Consider the following 22,097-nt stretch of genomic DNA (forward strand, 5'->3'; position numbering starts at 1 on the left):
CCTCGCAGAGGACGTCGCGGCACGATTCGACATGACGGCCGATGACCTGTTCTACCTCAACCCGTTCCGCTTCCCTTCCGACGAAATTCTGCGCGTCGGTGAGAAACTGAACCTCGCCGTCGCTACGCGATGACCTCCCGGCGGGGCACTCGCACGCGCGATGGCCTAAGCGGCTCGACCGGTCACAGGAGCGACCGAGGACCCCGGAGCTGACCCCGCCCGAACTCGCTCTCCACCGTGGAGCCGCTGCGTCAGAGGGCAGCCAAAGAGGTCGTGGGGGTCCCGGTGGGCGATCCCCTTACGGGACGCCCTCTAACCCGTTCCCGTACGGGACGATGCGAGCGCTAGTCTCCTCGCCGTGATCATTGATCTAGAGCCCGGCGACGCGCGGTGGGCGGCCGCTCTTCTCGTCCTCCGCGAGCTGCGCCCCCATCTCACTGACGAACTGCTCGAGCTGGTACTGCGAGAAGGCGCGCCCCAAGGTCTCCGCTTCACCGCCCTACTGCAAGACGATCGCTGCGTGGCTGTCGCCGGCTGGCGAGTAGTCGTCAACACGAGCGCCATCAGGAAGCTCTACGTCGATGACCTCTCCACCGCCGCCGCCGAGCGATCCCACGGTCACGGCGCGGCACTCCTAGCCGCCCTAGCGGAGCGAGGCCGGGAACTGGGGTGCAGCGCGATCGAGCTCGACTCCGGCGTGCAACGCTTCGAGGCGCATCGCTTCTACCTACGCGAACGGATGGACATCACCGCCCATCACTTCGCTCGACGGCTCGACCAGTAAGTGCAACGGGCTGCCTCCCCGCACCGTTCAGCAGGGGACCGCCACCGGACGCCGGATGTCAGTGGGTAGTTTCACCGTCCGGACGACGATCCCGTTACGGGAGGTTCGACCGGCGCTGCCCTCCGGATCTCTACCGAAGGCCGAGTGCGGGACATCAACGGTTTGATGACGTTTGCGGCGCTCGTGATGAGAGCAGGAGCGCGCAATGCTTCACTGACCTGCATGAGGCAGGGACGGACAGCAGGGCTGACATCCATTGTCGTCGCGGCAGGCATGGTCTTCAGCGTTAGCGGCTGCGCCGGCGTGACTTCGAGCTCGGCCGGATCCTGCGCCGCAAAGGCGGTCGAGCTTCAAGAGTCGACCTTGCAACCAGACGGAGTGGTCCGGCTCAGCGCCGACTTCATCTGGGAGACGTGTGAAGACACCGGAGGCACGAGCCGCGCAGCTTCGGACGTCACGGTGACCATCACCCCTTCCGCGAGCGGCGAAGAGATACTCCTCGGCCGACCGATACCGAAGGGCGAACGATCCACTGTCAACGAGTCCTTCGACCTCCCCGCCGACCTGCCCACCGGCCCCGCTGTTCTTGCCCTACGCTCACACAGCGGTGACCCGATCGAGATCGAACTTTCTCTCGAGATCACAGCACCGCCAGCCACCTGAGACGGGCCACGAATCGGCACCTCGCCAGCCGTTCAACCGATCAACCATCTCTGCACGACGACCAGGACGGTCATAGATCAACCGCTCCCGCCCGCGAAGCAGTATGTCGCTCCCAAGAGGGGCATACCTCTTCGTCTGTCACCTACGCCGGAAGGCTTGGTAGAGCGCACCCACAAGGATCAGGGGACCGATCACAAGGAGGACCCATGTTCTCGGGTCTTCGTTGGCGCGAGTGCACACGCCTGGCGCGTTCACGTAGTCCATACAGCTCCCTGATAGGTCGCTTGAGAGAAGAAACCCCGCCACGAGGACGATGACCGCGAGAGCAATCCAGCGCCACCTGACGCGACGCTTCACTGGTTCACCCGCGACCAGAACGTTTGTCGGAATGAGGGGTGATGGTAGAAGGAGTTCGCACTTGAAACGCCGCGACCTCCTCGAGCATCGAACCCGACTGCAAAGATCGGGGCTCCTGCCGACGCGAACGAGAGCAGTCGAGTTTGATTCTGAGTCATCCGCTCCCTGCCTCTCTTATCCAGTCGAAGCTCCTCGATCGTCGTCACCGCACACCAGGACTGTCAATGAAGACGTTTTCGCTCAGCGGCGTCCACGTCTCTTCGACTCTCCCGCCGTCCGGGACGACATGGAGAGTGTTCCGGTCGACCGTGGAGTCGAACCCGCCGACGCCGCAGCTTTGGTTCCATGTGTCCTCGTCAGCGAAGCTCGTCAGGCACGTCGTCTCCGGATCGCTCGTGCGCGCCAGGAACAGCGACCGGTCGCCGACTCGGCCGACGAGCCGGGAGCTGGTCTCGTCCATTTTGGACGAGGAGGCCCGCGGGGGCAGCGTCGGGAACGTATCGGCGTCGGTCGCCGCCCGGTCGAGGTCCGCGAAAGTGAGCGGCGGCCGCTCGGCGGTGGTGAAGCACCCGCTCAGCGAGGCCGCGCCCGCGGCAGCGATGGCCGTGATGGCGAGGGTTCGAGCGGTCACCCTTGCGATGCTGCGCGGTCGACTTGTCCAGGTCACGAGGTCAGCCTAGGAAGCGCGGGGCCAGGACGCGCCCTTTCCGGAAACTAGGGTGAGGGGATGTTCCCCGAGCTTGGCACCGCGTTCCTCGCGGGCGCGCTCGCTCTGCTCTCCCCCTGCGCTGCACCGATCCTCCCCGGCATCGTCGGCGCGCTCACCTCGACAGGGGACGGACGGGCTCGACCGTCTCGACAGGTGTGGTCGATCCTCGCGTTCGCGGTCGGGGCCGCTCTCGTGCTGATCGGATCCGTGGCGCTGCTGCTCGCGCTCGGCGCGAACGTGAACCTCGCCCGGCCGCCGTACACGTTCATCGCCGGCGGACTACTCATCGCCGCCGGCCTCTACTCCCTCGGCTTCCTCCGGATCCCCTGGATCACGAAGACCTCCACCCCAGTCGGCTCGGCCGCGAAAGCACTGCTGCTCGGAATCAGCTGCGCCGCCGTCTGGTACCCCTGCCTCGGCCCATCCCTCGCCATCGCCTACGGCCTCGCCTCCAACATCGACACCGTGGGACTCGGCGTCGCGCTGGGGTTCGTCTACTTCCTCGGCATGCTCACCCCGCTGTTCCTACTCGGACTCGTCCTCGCCCGCGCAGCACGCTCACGCCGCTGGCTGCGCCGCATCGGCGCCTACGCCAACAAGGCCGTCGCCGTGCTCCTCATCGTCATCGGCGTCCTCGTCATCACCGGGCTCTGGAACTCTGTGTCGCTGTGGATCGTGGACAACTCGAGCTGGTTCCCCACCCTCTGACCCTCAGGTGGGATCGCCGCGCTCCAGGCCTGGAATGGTTTCGCTGAACGATCGTTCATCAGAGCGAGTGGGGGCGCGGCGGTGGCCTTCGCTTCGACCATGTGGATCTAGCTCAGGTTCTCCTTCGAGTCCTATGGTGAGCGCATGAAGCGACTCGCTAAGTCAGGCCCGTTGGTTGGATGGACAATCGCATCGCTCGGCGCTGCTGGTGCCGCCGCGTTCCTGGTGCATTGGAGCTCGTGCTTCAGTGGCCTGAACGAGGGTTGCTACAGCGCCACACAGTCGGACTTCACGTGGATCGCCACGACGATCCTCTGGGCCATCGCCTTCCCGCTCGTGATACTCGGCGCCCTCGTGCTCTCGCCGGGACGACCCGTCACACTGATTGGTGTCGGGCTCCTCCTGGTCATCAACCCCCTCACCGACCCTGGAGCGTTCTTTCTCCCGTGGGATGTCGCGGACACTTTGCCCTTCACCGGCGTCGCCACGTCGCTGGCTGCTGTGACTGCAGGTCTCCTCCTGGCCAGATCTTCCCACCGAGCCCGTCGGCCCGATCACAGCCGAGTCGGGAAGCCAGCGCCCGCTGACGTCGCCTACTGACCTTCGATCGGCTTTGCGTCGTCCCGTTAGGGGATCCCCATACGGAACGGGCAGCCTCGCGCTCTTCGCTCCGTTGATGAGAGCCGGTGCTCTGGAGTTCAGGCGAAGTAGGGTGAGCGAAACGCGACGGGGGACGCCATGGGCCACAAACGATCGACCTACGGATTCAAGATCGGTGCGGCCTCGGTCGCGCTCATGGCCCTTCCTCTTCTCGGCGGGTGCGCGCAGGACACCACCGTCTACGACGACCCGACCGTGTACTCGGACTACGACAGGGCGCAGCAGGAGCAGGACGCACTCCCCTCGCTCGGCAGCGTCGGAGACAAGCTCGATCCCGACTCGATCCGGTTCGCCGGGTCCGTCGAGGGCCTCGACTTCTACTTGGCCTTACCTCGCGAGGGAGCCGGACACTGCGTCATCGTCAACGAGGGCGACGAACCGGTCAGCGGCTGCGGCGAGAAGCTGTCAAAGCAGAACGACTGGACGGTACAGATCCACCCCGACGACGCCGTACCGGACGACGCCACCGGCGACGGCTGGACCCAGCTCGGCAAGAACCTGTCGGTCCGCGCAAGCTGACAGCGGGAGGGCTCTCTCGCTGAACCACGGCACCCGGCGGAGGTCGGCCCGGCGACTTGGTGATCCGCAGAACGATCCCCATATGGGACGGAGCTGAGCGGGTAGCGTCACCGGCATGACCTCGGGTTCGCGTCACCGCATTCGAGTTGCTGCCGCGCTCACAACCGGAGCGGCGCTGCTCACCGCCGCCGGCTGCGCGCCGGCGGTGCAGACGTCGGGATGCCCGGGCTGGGCGTATTTTGGATCCGCGGAAGCCCGCTACGAAGTCGCCGAAGCGGTCATCACGACTGCCTCCCCTCGCGCCTCGGGAACTCAGAGCGTCTTCAGCGTCGCAGCATCCGCATACATGGTCACCGTGGATGAGACAGAGAAGGGACCGTTCATTGCAGGAGAGACAATCCGCGTCGTGTCGATGCCTGATGCGTGCAGCGGCACCGACCTCTACCCGGACGGAGACCCGATGGACACCGACCAGCCCCTCCGCCTGTACCTCAGTTCCGGGAACGGATTCTGGGCGACGCTGACTCCGCTCGAGGGCGCTGAACCGATCGAGGAATAGCCCGCCAGTCGATTCCCTTACGGGACGATGCGCAACGTCACTGCGTGACAGAGTTGAGCCGTGGAGCGCTGGTTGAACGACGATCCCACGCTCCGACCGCTCATCGAACGCGGGTTCACTCGTTCAGGTGACTCGGTTGTACTTCGGGCCTACGCCGCCTCTCGCCTCCGGACGGCTCCGCCGTCCGATGCTTGGGGAGTGGAGTGGTGGGTGAATAGCATCCACTTACGCTCGAACCTTCCGGCCGCCAACGTATCGTGGCGGGAGCAGGTGGTCGCACAAGGATTGTTCCTGATCGACGGGCTGCTCCCCCGAATGGTTCGACTCTCGGCGGGCCGTGCGGCTCAAGCCGTCCTGTCGCTTCAGTCGTCGCCAATCTCTGTCGACCCCGAAGCCGACTTCGCATCAGGGTCTGTCCATTTCACGCTCGTCCGCAGCGCAGTGGAAGACGCTCGAGCAGTGGAAGACGCTCGAGCAGTTCAAACGCGGTCGATACAGCCCGTCATGGTTGTCACCCTCGACTCGATCGACGCCTCGACTAGAGACAGCGACGCCTCCTGACGCGGGCCCAGGATCGGAATCCTTCGCCTACTGGGCGGACCGGCCTGCCCCTGCGACCGAAGCGCTGAACGATCCCAATCCGGGACGCGAAGCGCGGCTGCGATGATCAGTCCATGCATCGAACAGTAGGCATAGTGGTCAGCCGGTGACACCACCGCAATCAGACGCGAGAACGGTTCGCGCGAGGATCCGTCTCCGTCCAACCAGCGACGGCGGCCGAAAGGCGCCCATCGGTCTCGACGGAAGGTACCGACCTCATGTCGTCGTCGTCGGCGGCGACGGAACGCATCTCGGCGTGATCGTGCGCAGCAGCGAGGCTACTGAAGTCGATCCCGGCGAGACGAGCGAAGTGACCCTTCAGCTTCTGTACGACATCGACTACAGCTCCCTCAGCGCCGGAGCGGCCTTCACTATCGTTGAAGGCCCCAAAGCCATAGGTGACGGACAAGTCCTCTGAAGCAGTCGCCTCGGTAGGCCGCCATGCTCTGAAGACACGATCGAGCGCGTCGCCCGCAGAACTGCGCCGCAGCGTCCGCTGCGATGCTCGGCCGCACCGCGTGACGACCCGGTGATCAATCCCCATACGGGCCAGCCTCGAGCACCCCGATAGTTACAGTGGGCGCATGAAAGCAGAGCTGCACGATCCGCGCGACCAAACCTTGCAGGTCGACGGTCCGACGTACCGCGTCCACTTCTGGTCCGAAGACGGCACGTCGAACCAAGAGTGGGAGCTTTCAGAAACCGACCTTGACGAGGTGCTGGCCTGGATCCCGAAGCGAGCTCACGGCCGGCCCCATAGCCTCTGGGTAGTTACCCGCAGCGACCAGGACGTCTGCCTCATCCGTCTTCGCGGCATCGACCTAGACGCGGCCGAGAGTTACTGGCCAAGCTGGGCGGCACGCACCTACTCAGCCGAACCCAAGTGAAGCGCTGACCGATCCCCTTGCGGGACGCGCGTGGTGGGTGGTGTCCGCCCTACTCTGACGGGTTGGAACTGCGGACCGCGAAGACGCTCGGCATCCTCGCGATGGTGGTCGGGACCCCAGTCGCCCTTCTCACACACACGATCGGCTGGGTTCAGACCGGCTGGGAACCGGGCGCCGTGCAGTGCCAGAAGAGCGAGTACCCCGACGGGATCGATCTCTACTCCAGCCGCGTGTCGGGCGAGAAGATCCTCTACCCGCTCGGCCTGTCCTGCACCTACGCAGCCAGCGAGACCTCACCAGGCATCACCATCCGTCACTACAGGTGGGACGCCACCGCCCTCTTCACCGCAGCCGCCGCACTCGCTCTCGCGGGAACCGTCGTCGCGCTCAGAGCCGAACGCAAGCAGGAGCTCATCACCGAGTCGCCGGAAGACCGAGCGACGACATAGCGCAGCGCCCCCTCTGCCGCTCAACGATCCCCTTACGGAACACATGATCGTGGAGTGCTGAACGTTCTGATTCATGGCGTGTTCACCGACGTGCCGGACCATGATGCTCATGGAAACACGAGAACTGGCATGGGGGATTCTGGCGTGGCCGGCCGTTGCGGTCCTCGCGCTGCTGCGAACAGCGGGCAGCTGGGATGTATCGGGCGGGTCCGCAGCAGGGCTCATCGCGGGCACGGCAGCTGCGTTCACTGTCGCGGGCGCACTCCTGTGGCTTCCCTCGAGTCTCTGGCTCGACCGGCGGACACGCCGCTTCCCGCGTGTCGGGCAGGCGGCCGCGTTCCTGGGTCTGGGACTCGTGATCGGCGCCGCCGCCTCCACCGCACTGGTACTCGCGTCGGGAAACGCGACCTGGCCCTCCTCCGCGGGCCTCATCACGGAATACGCAGTCACGGCAGGCATCGCCTCCCTCCTCGGCCGGCTCCTCGCCACCACCCTTCGCGCGAAGAAGCTGCCGATCGTTCCGACGGCGGCGAATCGCGTGAACCGCTGAACGATCCCCCTACGGGACGGCACAAGTCTTCGCACTCGAGGGGACTTGGCCAAGGGTGCAGCGATTTGCAGCGCTGCGGACACTTCTTGGTATGAGCGTCACTGATGAGCAGGACTGGGCTCGCGTCGTAGCGGGTGAGGGTGAGGCGTTCGGTCGCATCTTCGACCGGCACCGCGACCGCGTCCGCCGGCACGCGCTCGGGCTCGCTCCGACTCCTGGGGAGGCGGAGGACGTGGTGTCGTTGACGTTCCTCGAGGCGTGGCGCAAGCGCGAGCGGATCCCATACGGGACGGCCCGGGCCTAGTTCAAGCGTCGCGGAGCATCGACCGAACAGCCTCGAGCGTGAACCCCATCGCCACGGCGAGCTCGTCCTCGTTGGCACCGAGAAGAACAGCGGAGCGCGCAGCAGAAACGACCCTCTCCCTCCCACTGGATCCCGAGGGCTGGCTGCGAAGAAGTGCACTCTCCTCCGACGCGCGCACGAGCGCTGCCTCCGCTTCACTGCACAGAAGCCTCGGCGGCTCGTTGAGATCGATACGCTACCCACGCGCGGACGGCTCAGTGGCTTCATCCATGTCCCGAAGCTACCCAACGTCGACGTCGAGCACCGCCGCCGCACCCCGACAGCCTCGAGCGCTGCGGCAAGCTCGACATCCGGCAACATGCGCTGATCCTCCCGGACGCCCGGCCAGCGATCCCCATATGGGACGCGACGCTGGGAACGTCGAGGAGGATGGCTGTTATGCCAGTCGTCTTCGATGGAACCGTGTGGACGCACTACTCCCAGCTGCAACTCACAACCGGCGCTGCGTCGGTTGAGGATCCTCGTGATGCGTTCGACGGACAAGAGAATGGGCTGTGCGGAGCGAGCTTGCCCGGCGCCCTCTTCATGCGGACAGGTATCCACACCGGGTACGTACAGGTTCGAGTCAGCACGTTGGACACAGCGCCTGAGCTCGGCTTGTGGGAGGAGATCGTCGAGGCGAGCTTCCAGCCCGAAGGACCGGATGCGGTGCTTAGCGGATGGTCTGGGGACTCCGCCGCGTCGTTCCAGCTCACGGCGTCCGCCTATCGGGCCCGGTGGTGCGCTTCCGGCATGGAAGAGGGCCGGCGACAAGATGTCGCCGACGAAGCGCATCCGGCGCCTGACCGGTACGCGCTGTATCTGTGGCCGGCGCCTGCCTCGGCGGACGCGGTAGTGCGGCGAACCTCGGCAATTGCCGCGTACTGGCACAACGACGCCTCTCCGCGCAGCTAGCTTCACCAGGGCGATCGCTCGTTCGGTGAACGATCTCCAGCAGCGATGCGGGTGAGAGCGGCACACCTAGACTCCTGCGCATGACTGCTTCGTCATCCGTGGACGTGTCGCGGCGCCGACGTCGTCCGGCTCGTCGCCGCCTGTCCTTCTTCGGCGTCTTGGGTGAGCTGCTGATGACCGTAGGGGTGCTCGTTCTGCTGTTCCTCGCCTGGCAGCTGTGGTGGAACGATGCGGTGATCGCAGGGCGGCAGGAAGATCAAGCGGCCGAGCTGCGCCAGAGCTGGGGCGATGACGCGCCGTCCGCGGAGGCGCCGTCCGAGCCGACCGCTGAGCCGGCCGTCCCCGGTGACCCGGTGATCGCGCCGGTCGCAGCTCTGGACACCACGTTCGGCAACCTCTACATCCCCCGGTACGGCGAGGGGTGGGTGCGCACGATCGCTGAGGGCGTCGACGCGGAGAACGTGCTCGACGTGGGCAGCATCGGCCACTACCCGGGAACGCAGATGCCCGGCGAAATGGGGAACTTCGCGATCGCGGCGCACCGCTCCGCCGCCGGCGGAGGAATGCACCTCATCGATGAGCTGCAACTAGGTGACGCGATCTACATCGAGACCGCCGACGGCTGGTACACCTATCGGTTCCGGAACCTCGAATACGTGCAGCCCTCCGAAGTGCAGGTCATCGATCCGGTCCCCTGGACGAGCGACGTCGTTCCGACGGATCGTCTGATCACGATGACGAGCTGCAATCCGCTGCTGTCGACCGCGGAGCGGATCATCGCCTACGGCGTCTTCGAGTCGTGGCAGCCCCGCTCCGCAGGAGCGCCCGCCGAACTCGCCTCTTCCCTCGCGACCTGACGTCCGGCGTCGGCGCTGGCACCGCGACGAGGGCGGCGAGCCGGTTTCATGCTGCGGCAGACGTTTGCGGGTCGGGTGGACATGTACAGGATGAACCCGCTTTCGAAGGAGCCCGTCATGACTGCCGCCCCTGACCGAGACCCCCTGGACGTCCTGCTGGATGAGTCCAGCCCCCGCACATCGACAGTGACGAACGACGTCGCTGTCGAGCTGGCCGAGCTTCAGCAGCTCGCGGCGGCAGAGGCCCGCGTCAACCGTCACCGCTGGGCGCGTCCTGCGGTCGCCGGAGTGGCGTCGCTGGTACTGCTCGGTGGCATGGCGACCGCGGCCGCCGCGGCGACGGGCGCGTGGTCGCCGTGGGCGGAGACGCCGGACGCCTCGATCACCTATTCGCTGCCCAGCGGTGTTCAGTGTGAGGAGCGCATGGGAGACGTTCAAGGAACCGATCCGGCGGCCGTCGCCGTGGTCGATAACTTCTACCAGACGACCGACATAGACGCCCTCCTCAGCGACGGGGCACTCCAGGAGACCATCGCGCAGCTGCGTACCGAGGACCGATCCTTCATCAACGCTGACGGATCCCGCACGCCGGCCGGCTACGGCACCGAGTTCTACAACGCCGACCGGGAGTACTCGACCGCCGTCGGGCGCATCATCAGCAACGCTCTCGACGCCGAGCTCACTGCGCAGAACGTCGACGTCGACGCCGCGAACCTCAGCATCGCGGGCGAGGCCCACTGCCCCGGAGCGACCTGGTGACCCGCAGGAAGACCGACGAGGCGGAGCGACTCACCGAGGCGCTGCGCGTCGCCTCGCCTGACCTGCTCAAGTACCTGCAACGCCGCCTCCCTCTCGAGGACGCCGCCGACGCACTCGCGGACGTCATGCTCACCGCATGGCGCCGCGTAGGCGCCCTTCCCCGCACCGCGGAGGAGTCGCGGATGTGGCTTTTCGGCATCGCCCGGAACGTCCTCTCGAACAGCACCCGCACTGAGAACAGGCGAGCCGACCTCTCCGGCCGGCTCCGCGGCGTTCTGGCGACCGCTCCTACCGAAGGACGCCCCGCCGACGAAGGAGTCGACGTGCGCGATGCGATCGCCAGGCTCGCGCCAGAACAGGCCGAGCTCGTCCGCCTCATCCACTGGGACGGCTTCTCCATCACCGAAGCAGGACAACTCCTCGGCGTCCCCGCGTCCACGGCACGCACCCGCTACCAACGAGCACGAGAAGACCTGCGGTCGACCCTGGCGGCATCACCAGCAAGCGACGACGACGCCAAGCCCCTCCGAGCGGTCCGCTGAAAGCGTCCCGCAGATCGATCCCCATACGGAACACGCTGCAGCGAATGCCGGTAAGCGACCTGGGGCACGGGCGACGTCGGCTGCGGCGGGAACCGCGGGCAGCGGTCGTGTGTACCGGGATGACGCCTTCCCCAGCCGAGGTCGATACGCTCGCCACTCCGAGGAATGAGGTGGTCGTATGTACGGATCGAAGAGGCTCATCGATTTTGCCGTGGCCGAGGAGCAGGCACGGCGGCAGCGCATGGAAGCCGACCGCGAGACCGCGGATCACGGAGACGATCGCCCTGAGGGGTTCGATGCGAGCTCCACCCCTCTGCCCAGCTACAGACCTCTTGCAAGCGGCCGGGGCGACACTGCTAGCGACGACGCGGAGTAGCCCAGTCGCACAGTGCCGCGAGAACACACGCGCTGAGGAGCGCAACGACGCCGCGAGAAACGCCGCTATAGGTGACCGGTTTAGGATCCCGATACGGGACGCGCGCCAGCACTGTGATACCTCGCGCCACGGTGACCGAACGACGTCGGAACCGACGAGGATCCGAGGCGTGAAGAACAGCAGTGACGGTGAGCACTACCTCCTCCTCAGGACAGCCCTCTGGGCAGACGCCACCGACGTCGTTGGAATCTATGGCAGCGAGCAGCGCGCTCGGGAAGCAGCAGGTTCCTCTACGGGACCCGATCGGTGGACGCTCGAGGAGTGGAGAGGAGACGTGCGCCGCAGCAGTCTCCAGCTCCAGGCCGCTACGCGCTCACGCTGACGCAATGGAGTTGCACGGCTACAGTCACGAAGGAGGGTCGCGATGCGGCGACCGCTGGGGAGGTCGCTGTGGGCGAATCGAATGATGGCCGCTTCAAGAAGCTGCCCGATCGGATCGAGCCGGCTCAGCAGACCGTGAGCGTCCCGGCCAGCGAAGACGACTCCACGACGCCACCGCAACCGCCGGCCGGCGTTCCTGACCTCGTGATCGCGACTCGCGTGGCGGACGCCGCCACGATGACCGGCCTTCTCCGCCGTACGGCGGGGCGCGTTGCACTGACGGTCGTCGTCGTCGCGGCCGGCCTCGTCACCGTCCTCGCCGCGCTCAACCTGCGCTTGTAACCAGACCGATCAGCCGTGAGCGAGGACGGCGCGTCCGACAGCGGCGCCTCTCGACTCGCCCACCGAACATTCCGGGGATCCCATGCTCAGAGCACTTTCGTCCACTTCCATGTTCTGGATCGGTGTCGCCGGGATTCTCCTGGGCATCGTCTTCGGCACGATCGTGCCGTTCTGGATCGCCCCCTACCAAGCCAACGGATCACCCACCGTCGAACAGATCATCAGCACCATCCCGGTCCTCACACGAATCGCGGAGGGCATCGGCTACTCGTTCGTCGCAGGAGCCTTCGTCGTTCGCCACTTCGAGAAGCGCGAACTCGTCGACGCTCGACGGTCCGTGCACTTCGTCGGCCGAGCAGCCCGGAAAGACGAGCAGTAGCCCCTCCGAGCAGTCCGCTGAAAGCGTCCCGCGGATCGATCCCCTTACGGGACCGCTCCTCAAGTCCGCTCGTCGCGCGACTAACGGGTGGGGGTCGTCAAGCGGATACCGATGAGTACGAGCCCCGCCGCCACCGCCGCTGCACCGAAGGCGACGGCGGCGGTGGCGCCCACTGAGCCTGAGGTGAACGCGCCGATGAAAGTCATTGCCGCACCCACGATCAGAAGGACGGCCGTGTACGCGTTGCCGAGCGTGCGATTGGTCATTCCCGGAATGTAGCGCCAAGTGTTGGCGCACGAGTGCGGTGGAGTCACTCGGTGACTCATAGTGCGAGCGTTGGAGTATGGTTCGGATCATGGTCGGCGAGATGCGAGAGACGACGTTCTGGATCTTGACCACGTTGGCGACAGGTCGGCGCCACGGTTACGCACTCCTCCAGGACATCGAGGAGCAGTCCGAGGATCGCGTGCGCCTTCGAGTGACGACGCTTTACGCGGCACTTGAACGGCTCGATACGGAGGGACTCATCTCTTCCGATGGAGATGAGCGGATCAACGGTCGAGTCCGTCGCTACTTCCGACTGACCGACGCCGGCCGTACTGCGCTCGGTGTCGAGGTCGACCGCATGGAAGCCAGCGCGCGCCGAGCACGGGCGAACCTCGGACTCGTTCCCGCCGCAGCGATCCGACCTGGCCACGCCCCTGATTGGAGAACGGCATGACGACGAACGATGACGCCTACCGAGCCGACCGCTTCCGACGCGCGTTGCGCTGGTACCCGCCCGTATGGAGGGCGGAGCACGGTGAGGTGCTGCTCGGCATCCTGTTGGACGAAGCCGACGACGCAGGCCGGTCCCGCCCCACGCTCGGACAGCGAGTCACTTTGATGGTCGGTGGGGTGCGTCATCACTTCCGTTCGCACGCTGGCCGATCGCCGGCCGCGATCATTCCGCTCGCTCTCGCCACGGCGTTCTTCATCTTCTACTTCACGATCAACTGGTCACCGGGGATCAACTATCCCGGCGCGATCGGACCGTTCACCAATCCCTCCGTCTTTGCGGGAGCCGCTTTCGTTGTCGCGCTCGGGCTCGCGGTGGCCGGACGAACAGGTGCCGCCCGCGGCATGGCACTGGCGGCTTCTGCCGCGGAACTGATCATCGCTTTCGTTTCGGCGTCCGCTGGGTGGCTTGGTCCCGGCCTCTCGACAGCGGCGCCTATCGCAGCGCTCGGCCTGCTCACAGCGCTCCCCTGGCGCGGGCGAGTCACCGCCGCGGTTTCGACGCTCGTACTCATCGGTCTGCCTGTCCTGCTGATCGGGATTGAGGTGCTCGGAGCAGTGCTCTTCCCGATGTATCCAGCGCTGCCGGCTGGACTGCAGCTCCCCATCGTGTGCGGCGTGCTGCTGGCGATCGGACTCGCCGCGAGCCGAGCAGCGCGACTCGAAAGGAAACTGCCTGGCGCCCTCGGCGCCTGACGTGCCGAACTCGGGCTTCATCATTCGCGAGCGGTTCCGTAGCCGAGGTCCCGGAGTGGGACAGAACATCAACTGGTCGATCATCTGTAACAGCAGCTCGGCTGGGGACATGTCCCAGGTATGAGCCCACCACAGTCCGCTCGCGAGGCGAGCTTCTCCGAGCTGTACGAACGCGAGTACGTCAGCGTCGTCAGATTCCTGAGGCGTCGCGCTGACCCCGAGCGTGCCGCCGACCTCGCGCACGAGGCGTTCCTGATCGCCTGGCGCCGCCACGACACCGCGCCGTCGGAGGACGAGCCCGCGCGGGCGTGGCTGTTCACCATCGCCCGGAATTGCCTCCTCAACGACCTTCGCGGCCAGCAGCGCTCCGCCGCGCTCGCGATCCGGGTCGCCGCTCACACCGACGCGGCCGCGCGGTCACCGGAGGACGCGATCGCGACCCGGCTCGACCTCTACCAGGCGTGGCAGCAACTCAAACCGCAGCACCAGGAAGCGATCGCGCTGACGGCCTGGGAAGGACTCGACTCCCCGTCCGCGGCCGGAGTGCTCGGCATCACCGCCGTCGCCTTCCGGCTCCGACTTCACCGAGCACGCACCGCGCTGCGGGCACTGCTCGATCCCCCTTCGCATCAGCACCACGCGCCCGCCTTGGAGGCATCATGACCACGCCCGAACTCCTCGCCACGAAAGACCTCGACCCGGCCGCCCAGTACGAGCTCGACGGCCCGGCTCGCGAGGCCGCCGAAGCGCGGCTCCAGATGATCCTCCACAGCGACCCGGTGGCCGCTCGAGAGCCCGCCGCTCGGCGTCCTCGGGGATGGCAGTTCATCCTTCCCGCAGGACTCGCGGCCGCAGCGCTGGGGGTCGCTCTCGCCGTCCTGCCGTCCGGTGTCGACTCCCGCGCGTACGCCTCATGGACGTCGACCGCGGAGGTTGCCAGCGCCTCCGACCTGACCGTCGCCGGCGCGGCGTGTGCAGCTGGTGACACGGAGCAGCTCGGGCAGCCGGCGATAGGGGAACGGCGCGGCGACTGGGTCCTGCTCTCCTACACGACCCCCAGCCAGCGGGCGTGCCTCATCGAGATCCCGGCCGGGACGAGCACTGCCGGGAGGGCGCTCATCAGTTCCACCGGAAGCGAGGGCGGGTTCACTCCGCTCGCTGACGAATACACGCAGGGAGGCATCAGCCAGTTCACCGGCGAGAACCTTCCGCCCGCCGTCTTCACCAGCGGCGATGTCGGCTCGGACGTGACCGGACTCACCATCCGCACCAACGACGGCACGAGCGTCCTCGCCACGATCACAGACGGCCACTGGGCAGCCTGGTGGCCCGGAACCGGCCTCACCGAGGGAGGCGAGACGGGCCGCAGCGGACCCGAGCCGACCTTCACCGTCACACTCACCCTCCGCAACGGAAGCACCATCACCGACGCCAGAGAATCCTTCAACCAACCCACCCGGTAGACGATCATCCCTAGCGTTACAGGAGAAGGCGCCAACGCTGCCCACCAAGAAAGGAGTGGGGACATTGCTTACCCTGAGCCGATGGGGGCATTCTCGAGGGCGCGAAGCACGGTCGTAGTCGCAGCATGCCTGATCGTCATCACGGGATGCACGCCACAGCCCACGCCGCCGGCTCGGGTGACGCCCACGGATGGCAGCTCCGACGCTGCGCTCACCGGCGACCTTGGCGTGGCAACGTTCACGGGGAGCGATGGGACGGCCAGCGTCATTCGCTTGAGTGCGGCAGACGGTCGGCTGGCCCTCGCGTCAGAGGCGCTCGCGATCCCCGCCGCAACAGAATCCTCTTCCGGTTTCGTCGCGGTCATGGGGGCGCTGGATCCGATCGATGAGGGTGCCACCTGTTTCAACGTTGATTTCCCGATGCGCCTCGCGGACGCGGAGTCGGGAAAGCCCTACAAGGCGTGGCGGAACCTCGCCGAGTTCCGCGGCGACCCGACAGCGATCGATCAGCTCGTCCTCACGACCCGACCGCAGAACGACCCGGACTGCTCGACGGAAATCATCGCCATCGCTGACATCCAGTGGAGTGTGGAGCCCCAACGCAGCACCCTCGTCGCCCGGGACACCGGCCCGCGCGCAGCAGCACGTGGCGAGACCAAAACGACGAACGGAGTACCAACGTCATACAGCGTCGCTCGCAACGACCTCGCAGAGGACGTCGCGGCACGATTCGGCATGACGGACGATGACCTGTTTTACCTCAACCCGTTCCGCTTCCCCTCGAACGAGATATTGCGCGTAGGGGAAGAGCTGAACCTCACCGTCACTGCACGATGAGCCACGTCCTTCCCGCTACCAACGAGGACCCCTGATCGTGACCAACACTCCCGCTCCAGCAACTCCGACGACCTCGACTACAGCACCCGAAACTTCACTGGACAGCCTCATCACCTGGTCGGGCGTGGGACTCGCCACCGCGATAGCAGCCCTGATTCTCATGCTCAGCAGCTTCATGGTCGCAACGGGCGTGACCGATTCGGACCCGTCTGAGGGAGTTTTCGGAATCGCGTTCGGTGCGATCGGCGTCGGGACGTGGATCGCCCTCGCCGCTGTCGCCGCTCACATAGTGGCCCGGAGACATCCGCGTCGCCGCGTCCCGCTCGCCTTGATTCCTGCCGCAGCGAGCCTCGCCTGGTGTGGACTGGCCATCTCCCTGTTCTCCTTCTTGATCATGGACGTCCTCGGCCCTCTGTCGATGACCTGGTTGTCCTCCATCGACTACCTCCTACTCGCGCTCCACGCCGTCCTTCTGACCGCAGGCACCATCCCGACAGGGCTCGGGTTCCTCGTGACCGGCATCGTTCTCCGAAGGATCCGTTCCCGCCGCAAGCGGGCTGCGCTCGAGCTCGGGCCATCCCGGTGAACGACCCCCATACGGGACGGATGGTGGGGCCGTTTCTGGTCATCACAGCGACGACATAGCCCCGCGGAGCTGGCCCCATCCGAACGTCCCCTCACGGGACGTCTCGAGCAGCGACCGAGCAGCACAGGGTGCGTGGCAGGGGGTGCAATCTTGATCTTTCTTCCTAGAACAACATTGTGCTAACTTCCTTGCACAAGGCGAAGTCGTCGCCGCTGATGTCTGCTGTGGAGGTCCCATGTCACTGCTCATTCCCCGCGAGGTGTATCAACTCCTCTCGGCCGTCGCCGCTCCGGTCACGTTCGGCCTCATCTGCTTCGTGTTGTCCTGGGTGTACCCGCGCCGGATCGTCTCGCTGCCGACCAGCGGACGTCGCACGTCGACACTGACCTGGGCGGGAGTGGCCGGCGCTCTCCTCGTGATCGTGGTGGCGTTCGTCGTTCACGTGAGCACCCCGGCGGACACGACCGGATTCGAGGGGTGGTGGCGCCGGCCTGCCCCGCTGCTCGTCGCCGCCCTCGTGGTGACGGTCGCCATGTTCTTGGTGCGCCGCGAGCCCCTTCCGGCGCCGGGCGAAGCTGCGGTCGCTCCTCAGCGTCGCTGGAACGAGTTCGCTTCTCGGCCTCTGCTGTGGGTCGGCGCGGTCATCGCGGCGCTGCTCGCGCTCACGTCGGTCTGGCAGACGGTCATCGCCACCAGCGCGCCGGCAGATGCGTTCTTCCTCGGCAACGTGCCCGAGCACACCACTCTGCCGATCTACATGCCCTTCAACGCGAACTACGGCTACATCGCCGGCGTCGGCTGGCCGAACTACCTCGCCACCCTGATCACCCTCGTCCTCGCCGTGGCCGCCCTCGTGCTCGCACTACGCACGGACGCGAACCGGCCCCTGCGCGCTCGATCGACCGCCACCAGCGTGCGCCCGGAGCGAGAGCTCACCGCTCGCCTCTTCACCCTGCTTCTACTCGGCGGGCTGATCACGACGCTCGGCGCTGTCTGGATGCACGCCGGAGATATCGGAACGATCATTGTCGGAGTCGAGGGACAGACCACCGCCGACGGGAACCTCATCTACGTCGGCAGCGCCTACCGCACCTTCGCGCAGCCTCTCCTCTACGCCGGATTCCTCGGCCAGGGGATCGGCATCGCACTCTTGCTCCGCGTCGCGACCGACACCCTCCGCTCCGCCGCCGCACTCCGGCGTGCACGTCGGCCGCTCATCGAGACGATCCCCTTCGACGGAGTGACACAGTGACCACGCTGACGATCAAAACCGCGGAGGAAATCACCGAACGATTCCGCGGAGCCATCCAAGCCGGACAGCTCGGTGACGGCGAACGCCTTCCGACCGTCCGCCAGACGGCCCGCGACTTCGGAGTCGCCCAAGCCACCGCTGCCAAGGCCTACAAGACCCTCGAGCAAGACGGCCTCGTCGTCACCCGCACCGCCGCCGGCACCCGCGTCGCCCCAGGAGCATCACGCGCGCCCCAACTCGTCGTAGAACGCGCACGAGCCCTCGCGGACTCCGCCGCTTCGGCGAACGTCTCCCTAGACGACGCTGTTGCCATACTTCGCGCGATCTGGGGTTGAAAGATGGACCGACGCCGCCACACTCGCGCCGCGAGTGCAGACAACCTTGAACAGACCGCACGAGACATGAGCACCGGAAGATCCCCTTCCAGCACAGGGAGCGGCGCCCTGACTGCCGGTGCGCCCTCATGCCAGGATCGGGCCATGGGAATCAGCAGAATCGGAATCACGCTCGCCATAGCCGGCGTAGTTGTGCTGTCCGGCTGCACCGCAAACGAGACCGCCGGCGACGAATCATCGAGAGTTGCTGTCGAATCATCAGGCGTGGATTCGGCAGGCTCGCCGGCGCCGGCCGCGTCCGATGGCCCTGAGCTCAGCGCATTCGAGCAGCAACTCCCTCTGAGGGGCGACTTCGTCAGTCAGCAGACCGAGACGACAGGATCGGTCCTGATCGAGCGCCGAGCGGACGGATCGACCTGGGCAATCCTCACCGACTTGTCGACCGGTGACGCATCTGATCTGAGGCTGCAACTCAAGGAGGGTGCACTGGAGCAGGACAGCTCTGGCGCCTGGGTCGACACTGCCGGCTACTCCTTCGACATCGGCCCCCTGGACCCGGAACAGCCGGACCAGGAAATCGCAATACCCGGAGCGCACACCATGCCGGCGATCAGAACCCTCACCGCCATGAACTACGAAGGCCCCGATTACCCGTCCTTCGGATCCGTTGCCCTTGAGAGGTAGCCATTACGCACTCCGCTCCCGCCGGCCGCGCTTGTGAACTGACCTAGGTGACTCTCGACCTGCCAGCGTTCCTGCTGGTTCTCTTCCTGAACTACCTGCCCTTCATCGCGGTCGGCTTTGTCGTCCTGTTCGTGATCGTGGGGTTCGTGGTCCTCATGCGCCGCGAGGCGCGACGCGACCGCAAGTAGAGACCGCTCGACCAGGTGCACGGGGCGTCGCCAACGTTGGCACTTCATGTCTAATGGTGCGGTGCGGTTGAGAAGTGGGGACTTCGTTGACGCCGCGAGCGGCCATACCGGGCAAGGGGCTCCGGTGCCGCCCTGCTCTCGGCTGCGCGCATGGCGCGGCCGAGAGCAGCACCCGCCAGCTCAGTGGTGCTGCACCCAGATGTTCGGCTCCACGTAGATCCCCTCGTCCGCATCACGGTCAACGCGCAACGTCGAAAGGCCGCCGGGAATGACGTACTCCCCCGACGCAGGCAGGGCCATCCCGGTCCACTCCTCCCACTGGGCGACGGTGCCGGTCATCACCTGCGACCGAGGGGCGACGCCGAGGACGAGAGCGCCCATCCGCAGGTGCGTACGCAGCCACGGATCCAGCGGCAGCCCGTCCTCCCGCGTCCACGCCGCGTAGACGTCGATCGGGGTCAGCGGGTAGCGCGGCTTCATCGTCGGGCGCAGCGGGACGATCATGTGGTCGTAGCCGCTAGTGACGCCGAGGTCGCGAAACGCGCCGAGCAGCGTCCCGGCGAGGCCGGCGCCGGTGCGGTCGGGATGCACCTGGGCGGCGCAGACGACGAGGGTCGTCGCCTCGTCCTCCTCCTCGAGCGCCCGGCGGAGGGAGTCGCCGTACCCGGCGGGCAAACCCTCGCGGGTGCCATCCCACCGGATTGGCACAGCCCAGCCCGCGGCGACCGGCACGTCTTCATCGAGGACCACGAGCTCGAACCGGGTGAATCGCTCGCGGATGTGCGGCAGGTGCTCCTCCGCGAGGCGGTCGGCGGAGATGAACGCCGGCCACCCCGAACCGAAGAGTGTCTCCATCTGCGCGTCGTCTCGGGGGCGCGCATTGAGTAGTTCTACCGACGTCATGGGCTCAGTCTGCGCGGAGGGCGGCCGCTAGGCGATCCCCTAACTGGACTCCTCGCGGCTAGGCCTCAGCGCCCCGCTAGGCTGCGGTTCATGACGATGCAGGCGCTCCTCAACACACTCGATGACATGCAGATCGCACTTCAGAGCGAGGACTATCACAAGGTGGGGCAGCTGTCATTCTTCGCCTACGACCACACCGGCGTCGACCTGGCGGGTGTGTACCTCGCGAAGGCGAAAGCGTGCGCCGCGAAGAACGACATGCAGGGGGCTGCCGAGGCTGTTCTGGCTGTCTTGGCCGTTGTCAACTCCCTCGGAGCGGAGTCAAAGAGATACAAGACCTCGCTTCCCAACCAGCCCTAGCCGGGTTTCGCTGCGCGAATCTGCCAGGTGACGCCGAGACGGCGACGTGCTCTGTCGAGTTGCGTCCGGTGCATCGGCTTGGCTTGCGCGTCGTCGGCTGCGATCTGAGCGAGAAGCAGCATGAGGGCTTGGACCCGCATCCACGTCTCGCCCTGGTCCCAGTCCGCTTCCCATAGGAGCTTCACGCCGTACGGGTTTCCCTCGTTCTCGGGCGCTATGGCGAGGTAGACGTCCGCAACGCTGGACGTGCCGTGCGAGTAGAGCCCTAGCGTCCGGTACATCGCGTAGATCTGGGGGCCTCCAGCGATCGCGTCGCACCGCTCCTTGAAGCTACGCGTGCTCTTGGCGCGGGCGTCCCGATTCTCTTCCTCGTCCAGTCGACGGATCACGTCGGACAGGTCAGCGAGGCCCAGGTCGGTCACCTCCTTGAAGGTCTGGCGCCGGTTCTTCGTGTCTACTGCGCTCAGCGCTGCTCCACCGTCATCGGTGACCAGTAGCCAGGCCGCGTTCATCGCGCATTCCATCGTCTGCCTGATGAGGGGCATGGCTTCGAGGTCGTGTCCTGCTCCGTGCAGCAGGAGCACCGCTCGCGAAAGGCGCGCGGCGTGGTGCGCGAAAGTCCACACCTGTATCGCGTTCGAGGGGTGCAGGCCGTCCCTCGGCGCGAACCGGCGGGAGCTGAGCTGCTCCCAGAGAGTCAGGAGCCGTTGCGTCTCGACCGTGCCGTCAGCGTGGTTGGGGCTCATTCCTCGAATCTAGAGGCGAGGCCGGCCAGCTCGACGGCCAGGCGCAGGAGGTGGAGATTCCTCCCAAGGACCTTGGACACGTCCAGGGTCCGGTGGGAGGGTGGGCGCATGTCGAAGCCTCGGACCAAGCTCGCGCGTGCTGCGCTGATCAGCAACGGGATGGTCTGGTTCGGGCTGTCGTTCATGCTCTTCGCGATCGCCGGTGAGCAGACGTACGCGGCGTTCACCGGTGAGTGGTTCAACGTGCTCGGGTGGGTGCTGATCGTCGCCGTGGCCGCCGGCCTGGCGGTCGTCGGGGTGATCGAGAACCGGAACATCCGGGCGGGGAAGAAGTACAAGCCGCGTCCTCGCCGCTGACTACCGCTCGAGCGCGCGTGGCCGTTCCACGCGCGTGACCGGGGGGTCGAGGGGGCTCTCCCCCTCGTGCGGGCCGGCCCGTTTCGGGTCGGCCCGCGCACGCGCTCAGAGCGCGAGCGTGTGGAGGATCAGGGTCGTGGAGCCGATGGGCTTTCCGAAGTCGGTGTAGTCGAGGGTCGCGCGGCGGTTGCTGATGAGGTCGAGGGCGATCAGTTCCTCCTCGGACTCATCGGTCATGTCGCCGGGCTCTTCGTCCCATTCGCGCAGCACCTGGCGGTCGGCGTCGAGGACTTTCCACAGTCCCCAGACGTGGGCGATGGGGCCGGTCGTCTCGTATTTGAAGACGAGGGCGGTCGCGGTGGGCCAGCCGTAGGCGGCCGCGGCGACGATCAGCGCTCGCGCTGCGGCGGCGGTCGCGTCGGCGTCGCCGGTCGCGGCCGCGGCGTCGACGGCGACCTCGGCGGCGCGCAGCGTCGGGTCGTCCTGGTACGGGTCGAATCGGTGGGCGGGGCGGGGTGCGGTGGTCGTGGTGGTCATGGTGGGGCCTTCCTGTGCAGCAGTGGGAGAAGAGGAG

At 66.5% G+C, this 22,097-nt stretch carries 34 protein-coding genes; 29 read left to right on the plus strand and 5 right to left on the minus strand.

Translation table 11 applies throughout. The features are described from left to right. Positions 1-358 precede the first annotated feature (358 nt). Both C5C63_RS15725 and C5C63_RS16820 read left to right on the plus strand, forming a co-directional pair. A complete protein-coding gene (locus C5C63_RS15725) occupies positions 359-784 on the plus strand; it encodes a GNAT family N-acetyltransferase (RefSeq protein ID WP_104234413.1) in 426 nt (141 codons plus the stop codon). Positions 785-928: 144 nt separating this feature from the next. After that, a complete protein-coding gene (locus C5C63_RS16820; RefSeq protein ID WP_146079334.1) occupies positions 929-1,447 on the plus strand; it encodes a hypothetical protein in 519 nt (172 codons plus the stop codon). 559 nt (positions 1,448-2,006) lie between these two features. Here C5C63_RS16820 and C5C63_RS15730 read toward each other — a convergent pair. Further along, entirely contained in the window at positions 2,007-2,435 is a 429-nt protein-coding gene (locus tag C5C63_RS15730) for a hypothetical protein (protein ID WP_104234412.1), read from the minus strand. Positions 2,436-2,531: 96 nt separating this feature from the next. Between C5C63_RS15730 and C5C63_RS15735 the strand changes: the two genes are divergently transcribed. The 15 genes from C5C63_RS15735 to C5C63_RS15795 all read left to right on the plus strand — a co-directional run bounded on the left by C5C63_RS15735 (position 2,532) and on the right by C5C63_RS15795 (position 12,339). Next, positions 2,532-3,221, plus strand: coding sequence for a cytochrome c biogenesis CcdA family protein (locus C5C63_RS15735; protein WP_104234411.1), 690 nt, complete (start codon positions 2,532-2,534; stop codon positions 3,219-3,221). 144 nt (positions 3,222-3,365) lie between these two features. Next, a complete protein-coding gene (locus tag C5C63_RS16825) occupies positions 3,366-3,821 on the plus strand; it encodes a hypothetical protein (protein WP_146079385.1) in 456 nt (151 codons plus the stop codon). A 138-nt stretch (positions 3,822-3,959) separates the two neighbouring features. Further along, positions 3,960-4,400: a hypothetical protein gene (locus tag C5C63_RS15740; RefSeq protein ID WP_104234410.1), complete on the plus strand. Its 441-nt coding sequence runs from the start codon at positions 3,960-3,962 to the stop codon at positions 4,398-4,400. Between the two features lie 115 nt (positions 4,401-4,515). Next, on the plus strand, positions 4,516-4,959 hold the full coding sequence (locus C5C63_RS16830; protein ID WP_146076925.1) for a hypothetical protein: 444 nt from the start codon (positions 4,516-4,518) through the stop codon (positions 4,957-4,959). An 856-nt stretch (positions 4,960-5,815) separates the two neighbouring features. Continuing rightward, positions 5,816-5,977 carry a hypothetical protein gene (locus C5C63_RS17175; protein ID WP_181027273.1) on the plus strand — a complete coding sequence of 54 codons (162 nt, stop codon included), beginning with the start codon at positions 5,816-5,818 and terminating at the stop codon, positions 5,975-5,977. 166 nt (positions 5,978-6,143) lie between these two features. After that, complete coding sequence (locus tag C5C63_RS15745; RefSeq protein WP_104234409.1) at positions 6,144-6,446, plus strand: hypothetical protein; 303 nt, start codon at positions 6,144-6,146, stop codon at positions 6,444-6,446. A gap of 62 nt (positions 6,447-6,508) precedes the next feature. Next, entirely contained in the window at positions 6,509-6,895 is a 387-nt protein-coding gene (locus tag C5C63_RS15750) for a hypothetical protein (RefSeq protein ID WP_104234408.1), read from the plus strand. A 109-nt stretch (positions 6,896-7,004) separates the two neighbouring features. After that, entirely contained in the window at positions 7,005-7,445 is a 441-nt protein-coding gene (locus tag C5C63_RS16835; RefSeq protein ID WP_146083934.1) for a hypothetical protein, read from the plus strand. Between the two features lie 91 nt (positions 7,446-7,536). After that, the gene (locus C5C63_RS15760; RefSeq protein ID WP_104234406.1) at positions 7,537-7,749 is read left to right on the plus strand and encodes a sigma factor; all 213 of its coding nucleotides are present in this window, start codon (positions 7,537-7,539) and stop codon (positions 7,747-7,749) included. Between the two features lie 438 nt (positions 7,750-8,187). Next, positions 8,188-8,703 carry a hypothetical protein gene (locus tag C5C63_RS15765; protein WP_104234405.1) on the plus strand — a complete coding sequence of 172 codons (516 nt, stop codon included), beginning with the start codon at positions 8,188-8,190 and terminating at the stop codon, positions 8,701-8,703. 80 nt (positions 8,704-8,783) lie between these two features. Beyond that, positions 8,784-9,560, plus strand: coding sequence for a class E sortase (locus C5C63_RS15770; RefSeq protein WP_104234404.1), 777 nt, complete (start codon positions 8,784-8,786; stop codon positions 9,558-9,560). 117 nt (positions 9,561-9,677) lie between these two features. Then, positions 9,678-10,319 carry a hypothetical protein gene (locus C5C63_RS15775; protein WP_146079378.1) on the plus strand — a complete coding sequence of 214 codons (642 nt, stop codon included), beginning with the start codon at positions 9,678-9,680 and terminating at the stop codon, positions 10,317-10,319. Next, entirely contained in the window at positions 10,316-10,861 is a 546-nt protein-coding gene (locus C5C63_RS15780; protein WP_104224254.1) for an RNA polymerase sigma factor, read from the plus strand. Before C5C63_RS15775 ends, C5C63_RS15780 begins: the two co-directional genes overlap by 4 nt. 826 nt (positions 10,862-11,687) lie before the next feature. Then, on the plus strand, positions 11,688-11,960 hold the full coding sequence (locus C5C63_RS15790; RefSeq protein ID WP_104227086.1) for a hypothetical protein: 273 nt from the start codon (positions 11,688-11,690) through the stop codon (positions 11,958-11,960). Positions 11,961-12,069: 109 nt separating this feature from the next. Next, positions 12,070-12,339, plus strand: coding sequence for a hypothetical protein (locus C5C63_RS15795; RefSeq protein ID WP_104224259.1), 270 nt, complete (start codon positions 12,070-12,072; stop codon positions 12,337-12,339). An 80-nt stretch (positions 12,340-12,419) separates the two neighbouring features. Here C5C63_RS15795 and C5C63_RS15800 read toward each other — a convergent pair whose 3' ends face one another. Then, positions 12,420-12,605, minus strand: coding sequence for a hypothetical protein (locus C5C63_RS15800; protein WP_104234402.1), 186 nt, complete (start codon positions 12,603-12,605; stop codon positions 12,420-12,422). Between the two features lie 89 nt (positions 12,606-12,694). Here C5C63_RS15800 and C5C63_RS15805 point away from each other — a divergent pair, with 89 nt between their 5' ends. The 10 genes from C5C63_RS15805 (at position 12,695) to C5C63_RS17180 (ending at position 19,157) form a co-directional block, all read left to right on the plus strand. Next, positions 12,695-13,060 carry a PadR family transcriptional regulator gene (locus C5C63_RS15805; protein ID WP_219813019.1) on the plus strand — a complete coding sequence of 122 codons (366 nt, stop codon included), beginning with the start codon at positions 12,695-12,697 and terminating at the stop codon, positions 13,058-13,060. After that, positions 13,057-13,812, plus strand: a complete 756-nt coding sequence (locus C5C63_RS15810; RefSeq protein WP_104234401.1) for a hypothetical protein — start codon at positions 13,057-13,059, stop codon at positions 13,810-13,812. Before C5C63_RS15805 ends, C5C63_RS15810 begins: the two co-directional genes overlap by 4 nt. A 120-nt stretch (positions 13,813-13,932) precedes the next feature. After that, positions 13,933-14,475: an RNA polymerase sigma factor gene (locus C5C63_RS15815; protein ID WP_104234400.1), complete on the plus strand. Its 543-nt coding sequence runs from the start codon at positions 13,933-13,935 to the stop codon at positions 14,473-14,475. Then, positions 14,472-15,275 (plus strand): hypothetical protein, encoded by an 804-nt coding sequence (locus C5C63_RS15820; RefSeq protein WP_104234399.1) that lies wholly within the window; start codon positions 14,472-14,474, stop codon positions 15,273-15,275. Before C5C63_RS15815 ends, C5C63_RS15820 begins: the two co-directional genes overlap by 4 nt. A gap of 81 nt (positions 15,276-15,356) precedes the next feature. Beyond that, positions 15,357-16,112: a hypothetical protein gene (locus C5C63_RS15825; RefSeq protein ID WP_146080961.1), complete on the plus strand. Its 756-nt coding sequence runs from the start codon at positions 15,357-15,359 to the stop codon at positions 16,110-16,112. Positions 16,113-16,236: 124 nt separating this feature from the next. Beyond that, on the plus strand, positions 16,237-16,698 hold the full coding sequence (locus C5C63_RS15830) for a hypothetical protein (protein ID WP_104234397.1): 462 nt from the start codon (positions 16,237-16,239) through the stop codon (positions 16,696-16,698). 235 nt (positions 16,699-16,933) lie between these two features. Then, positions 16,934-17,950, plus strand: a complete 1,017-nt coding sequence (locus tag C5C63_RS15835) for a hypothetical protein (protein ID WP_104234396.1) — start codon at positions 16,934-16,936, stop codon at positions 17,948-17,950. Further along, a complete protein-coding gene (locus tag C5C63_RS15840) occupies positions 17,947-18,285 on the plus strand; it encodes a GntR family transcriptional regulator (protein ID WP_104234395.1) in 339 nt (112 codons plus the stop codon). Before C5C63_RS15835 ends, C5C63_RS15840 begins: the two co-directional genes overlap by 4 nt. Positions 18,286-18,429: 144 nt before the next feature. Further along, positions 18,430-18,969, plus strand: coding sequence for a hypothetical protein (locus tag C5C63_RS15845; RefSeq protein WP_146080960.1), 540 nt, complete (start codon positions 18,430-18,432; stop codon positions 18,967-18,969). Positions 18,970-19,016: 47 nt separating this feature from the next. After that, on the plus strand, positions 19,017-19,157 hold the full coding sequence (locus C5C63_RS17180) for a hypothetical protein (RefSeq protein ID WP_181067866.1): 141 nt from the start codon (positions 19,017-19,019) through the stop codon (positions 19,155-19,157). Positions 19,158-19,337: 180 nt separating this feature from the next. On the opposite strand, the gene C5C63_RS15850 is transcribed toward C5C63_RS17180, so the two are convergent. Next, entirely contained in the window at positions 19,338-20,012 is a 675-nt protein-coding gene (locus C5C63_RS15850; protein ID WP_219813018.1) for a hypothetical protein, read from the minus strand. A gap of 138 nt (positions 20,013-20,150) precedes the next feature. On the opposite strand from C5C63_RS15850, the gene C5C63_RS15855 reads away from it, so the two are divergent. Continuing rightward, positions 20,151-20,420, plus strand: a complete 270-nt coding sequence (locus C5C63_RS15855) for a hypothetical protein (protein ID WP_104234392.1) — start codon at positions 20,151-20,153, stop codon at positions 20,418-20,420. Here the strand turns inward: C5C63_RS15855 and C5C63_RS15860 are convergent. Beyond that, a complete protein-coding gene (locus C5C63_RS15860) occupies positions 20,417-21,166 on the minus strand; it encodes a DUF5677 domain-containing protein (RefSeq protein WP_104234391.1) in 750 nt (249 codons plus the stop codon). The two genes, C5C63_RS15855 and C5C63_RS15860, sit on opposite strands and share 4 nt — an antisense overlap. 108 nt (positions 21,167-21,274) lie before the next feature. On the opposite strand from C5C63_RS15860, the gene C5C63_RS15865 reads away from it, so the two are divergent. Then, positions 21,275-21,523: a hypothetical protein gene (locus C5C63_RS15865; RefSeq protein ID WP_104233598.1), complete on the plus strand. Its 249-nt coding sequence runs from the start codon at positions 21,275-21,277 to the stop codon at positions 21,521-21,523. 105 nt (positions 21,524-21,628) lie between these two features. Here the strand turns inward: C5C63_RS15865 and C5C63_RS16840 are convergent, their stop codons facing one another. Beyond that, entirely contained in the window at positions 21,629-22,060 is a 432-nt protein-coding gene (locus C5C63_RS16840) for a hypothetical protein (protein WP_146080959.1), read from the minus strand. Between the last annotated feature and the right edge of the window lie 37 nt (positions 22,061-22,097).

This window comes from Rathayibacter sp. AY1B8 (genome assembly GCF_002932775.1).
Taxonomy (GTDB): domain Bacteria; phylum Actinomycetota; class Actinomycetes; order Actinomycetales; family Microbacteriaceae; genus Rathayibacter.

What these genes read in the sequence shown, in the direction of transcription:
- C5C63_RS15735 (WP_104234411.1), top strand. Translation starts at nt 2,532, where the DNA reads ATGTTCCCCGAGCTTGGCACCGCGTTCCTCGCGGGCGCGCTCGCTCTG.
- C5C63_RS16825 (WP_146079385.1), top strand. Translation starts at nt 3,366, where the DNA reads ATGAAGCGACTCGCTAAGTCAGGCCCGTTGGTTGGATGGACAATCGCA.
- C5C63_RS15740 (WP_104234410.1), top strand. Translation starts at nt 3,960, where the DNA reads ATGGGCCACAAACGATCGACCTACGGATTCAAGATCGGTGCGGCCTCG.
- C5C63_RS16830 (WP_146076925.1), top strand. Translation starts at nt 4,516, where the DNA reads ATGACCTCGGGTTCGCGTCACCGCATTCGAGTTGCTGCCGCGCTCACA.
- C5C63_RS15745 (WP_104234409.1), top strand. Translation starts at nt 6,144, where the DNA reads ATGAAAGCAGAGCTGCACGATCCGCGCGACCAAACCTTGCAGGTCGAC.
- C5C63_RS16835 (WP_146083934.1), top strand. Translation starts at nt 7,005, where the DNA reads ATGGAAACACGAGAACTGGCATGGGGGATTCTGGCGTGGCCGGCCGTT.
- C5C63_RS15760 (WP_104234406.1), top strand. Translation starts at nt 7,537, where the DNA reads ATGAGCGTCACTGATGAGCAGGACTGGGCTCGCGTCGTAGCGGGTGAG.
- C5C63_RS15765 (WP_104234405.1), top strand. Translation starts at nt 8,188, where the DNA reads ATGCCAGTCGTCTTCGATGGAACCGTGTGGACGCACTACTCCCAGCTG.
- C5C63_RS15770 (WP_104234404.1), top strand. Translation starts at nt 8,784, where the DNA reads ATGACTGCTTCGTCATCCGTGGACGTGTCGCGGCGCCGACGTCGTCCG.
- C5C63_RS15775 (WP_146079378.1), top strand. Translation starts at nt 9,678, where the DNA reads ATGACTGCCGCCCCTGACCGAGACCCCCTGGACGTCCTGCTGGATGAG.
- C5C63_RS15795 (WP_104224259.1), top strand. Translation starts at nt 12,070, where the DNA reads ATGTTCTGGATCGGTGTCGCCGGGATTCTCCTGGGCATCGTCTTCGGC.
- C5C63_RS15800 (WP_104234402.1), bottom strand. Translation starts at nt 12,605, where the DNA reads ATGACCAATCGCACGCTCGGCAACGCGTACACGGCCGTCCTTCTGATC.
- C5C63_RS15805 (WP_219813019.1), top strand. Translation starts at nt 12,695, where the DNA reads ATGGTCGGCGAGATGCGAGAGACGACGTTCTGGATCTTGACCACGTTG.
- C5C63_RS15810 (WP_104234401.1), top strand. Translation starts at nt 13,057, where the DNA reads ATGACGACGAACGATGACGCCTACCGAGCCGACCGCTTCCGACGCGCG.
- C5C63_RS15815 (WP_104234400.1), top strand. Translation starts at nt 13,933, where the DNA reads ATGAGCCCACCACAGTCCGCTCGCGAGGCGAGCTTCTCCGAGCTGTAC.
- C5C63_RS15820 (WP_104234399.1), top strand. Translation starts at nt 14,472, where the DNA reads ATGACCACGCCCGAACTCCTCGCCACGAAAGACCTCGACCCGGCCGCC.
- C5C63_RS15825 (WP_146080961.1), top strand. Translation starts at nt 15,357, where the DNA reads ATGGGGGCATTCTCGAGGGCGCGAAGCACGGTCGTAGTCGCAGCATGC.
- C5C63_RS15835 (WP_104234396.1), top strand. Translation starts at nt 16,934, where the DNA reads ATGTCACTGCTCATTCCCCGCGAGGTGTATCAACTCCTCTCGGCCGTC.
- C5C63_RS15845 (WP_146080960.1), top strand. Translation starts at nt 18,430, where the DNA reads ATGGGAATCAGCAGAATCGGAATCACGCTCGCCATAGCCGGCGTAGTT.
- C5C63_RS15850 (WP_219813018.1), bottom strand. Translation starts at nt 20,012, where the DNA reads ATGGAGACACTCTTCGGTTCGGGGTGGCCGGCGTTCATCTCCGCCGAC.
- C5C63_RS15855 (WP_104234392.1), top strand. Translation starts at nt 20,151, where the DNA reads ATGACGATGCAGGCGCTCCTCAACACACTCGATGACATGCAGATCGCA.
- C5C63_RS15860 (WP_104234391.1), bottom strand. Translation starts at nt 21,166, where the DNA reads ATGAGCCCCAACCACGCTGACGGCACGGTCGAGACGCAACGGCTCCTG.
- C5C63_RS15865 (WP_104233598.1), top strand. Translation starts at nt 21,275, where the DNA reads ATGTCGAAGCCTCGGACCAAGCTCGCGCGTGCTGCGCTGATCAGCAAC.
- C5C63_RS16840 (WP_146080959.1), bottom strand. Translation starts at nt 22,060, where the DNA reads ATGACCACCACGACCACCGCACCCCGCCCCGCCCACCGATTCGACCCG.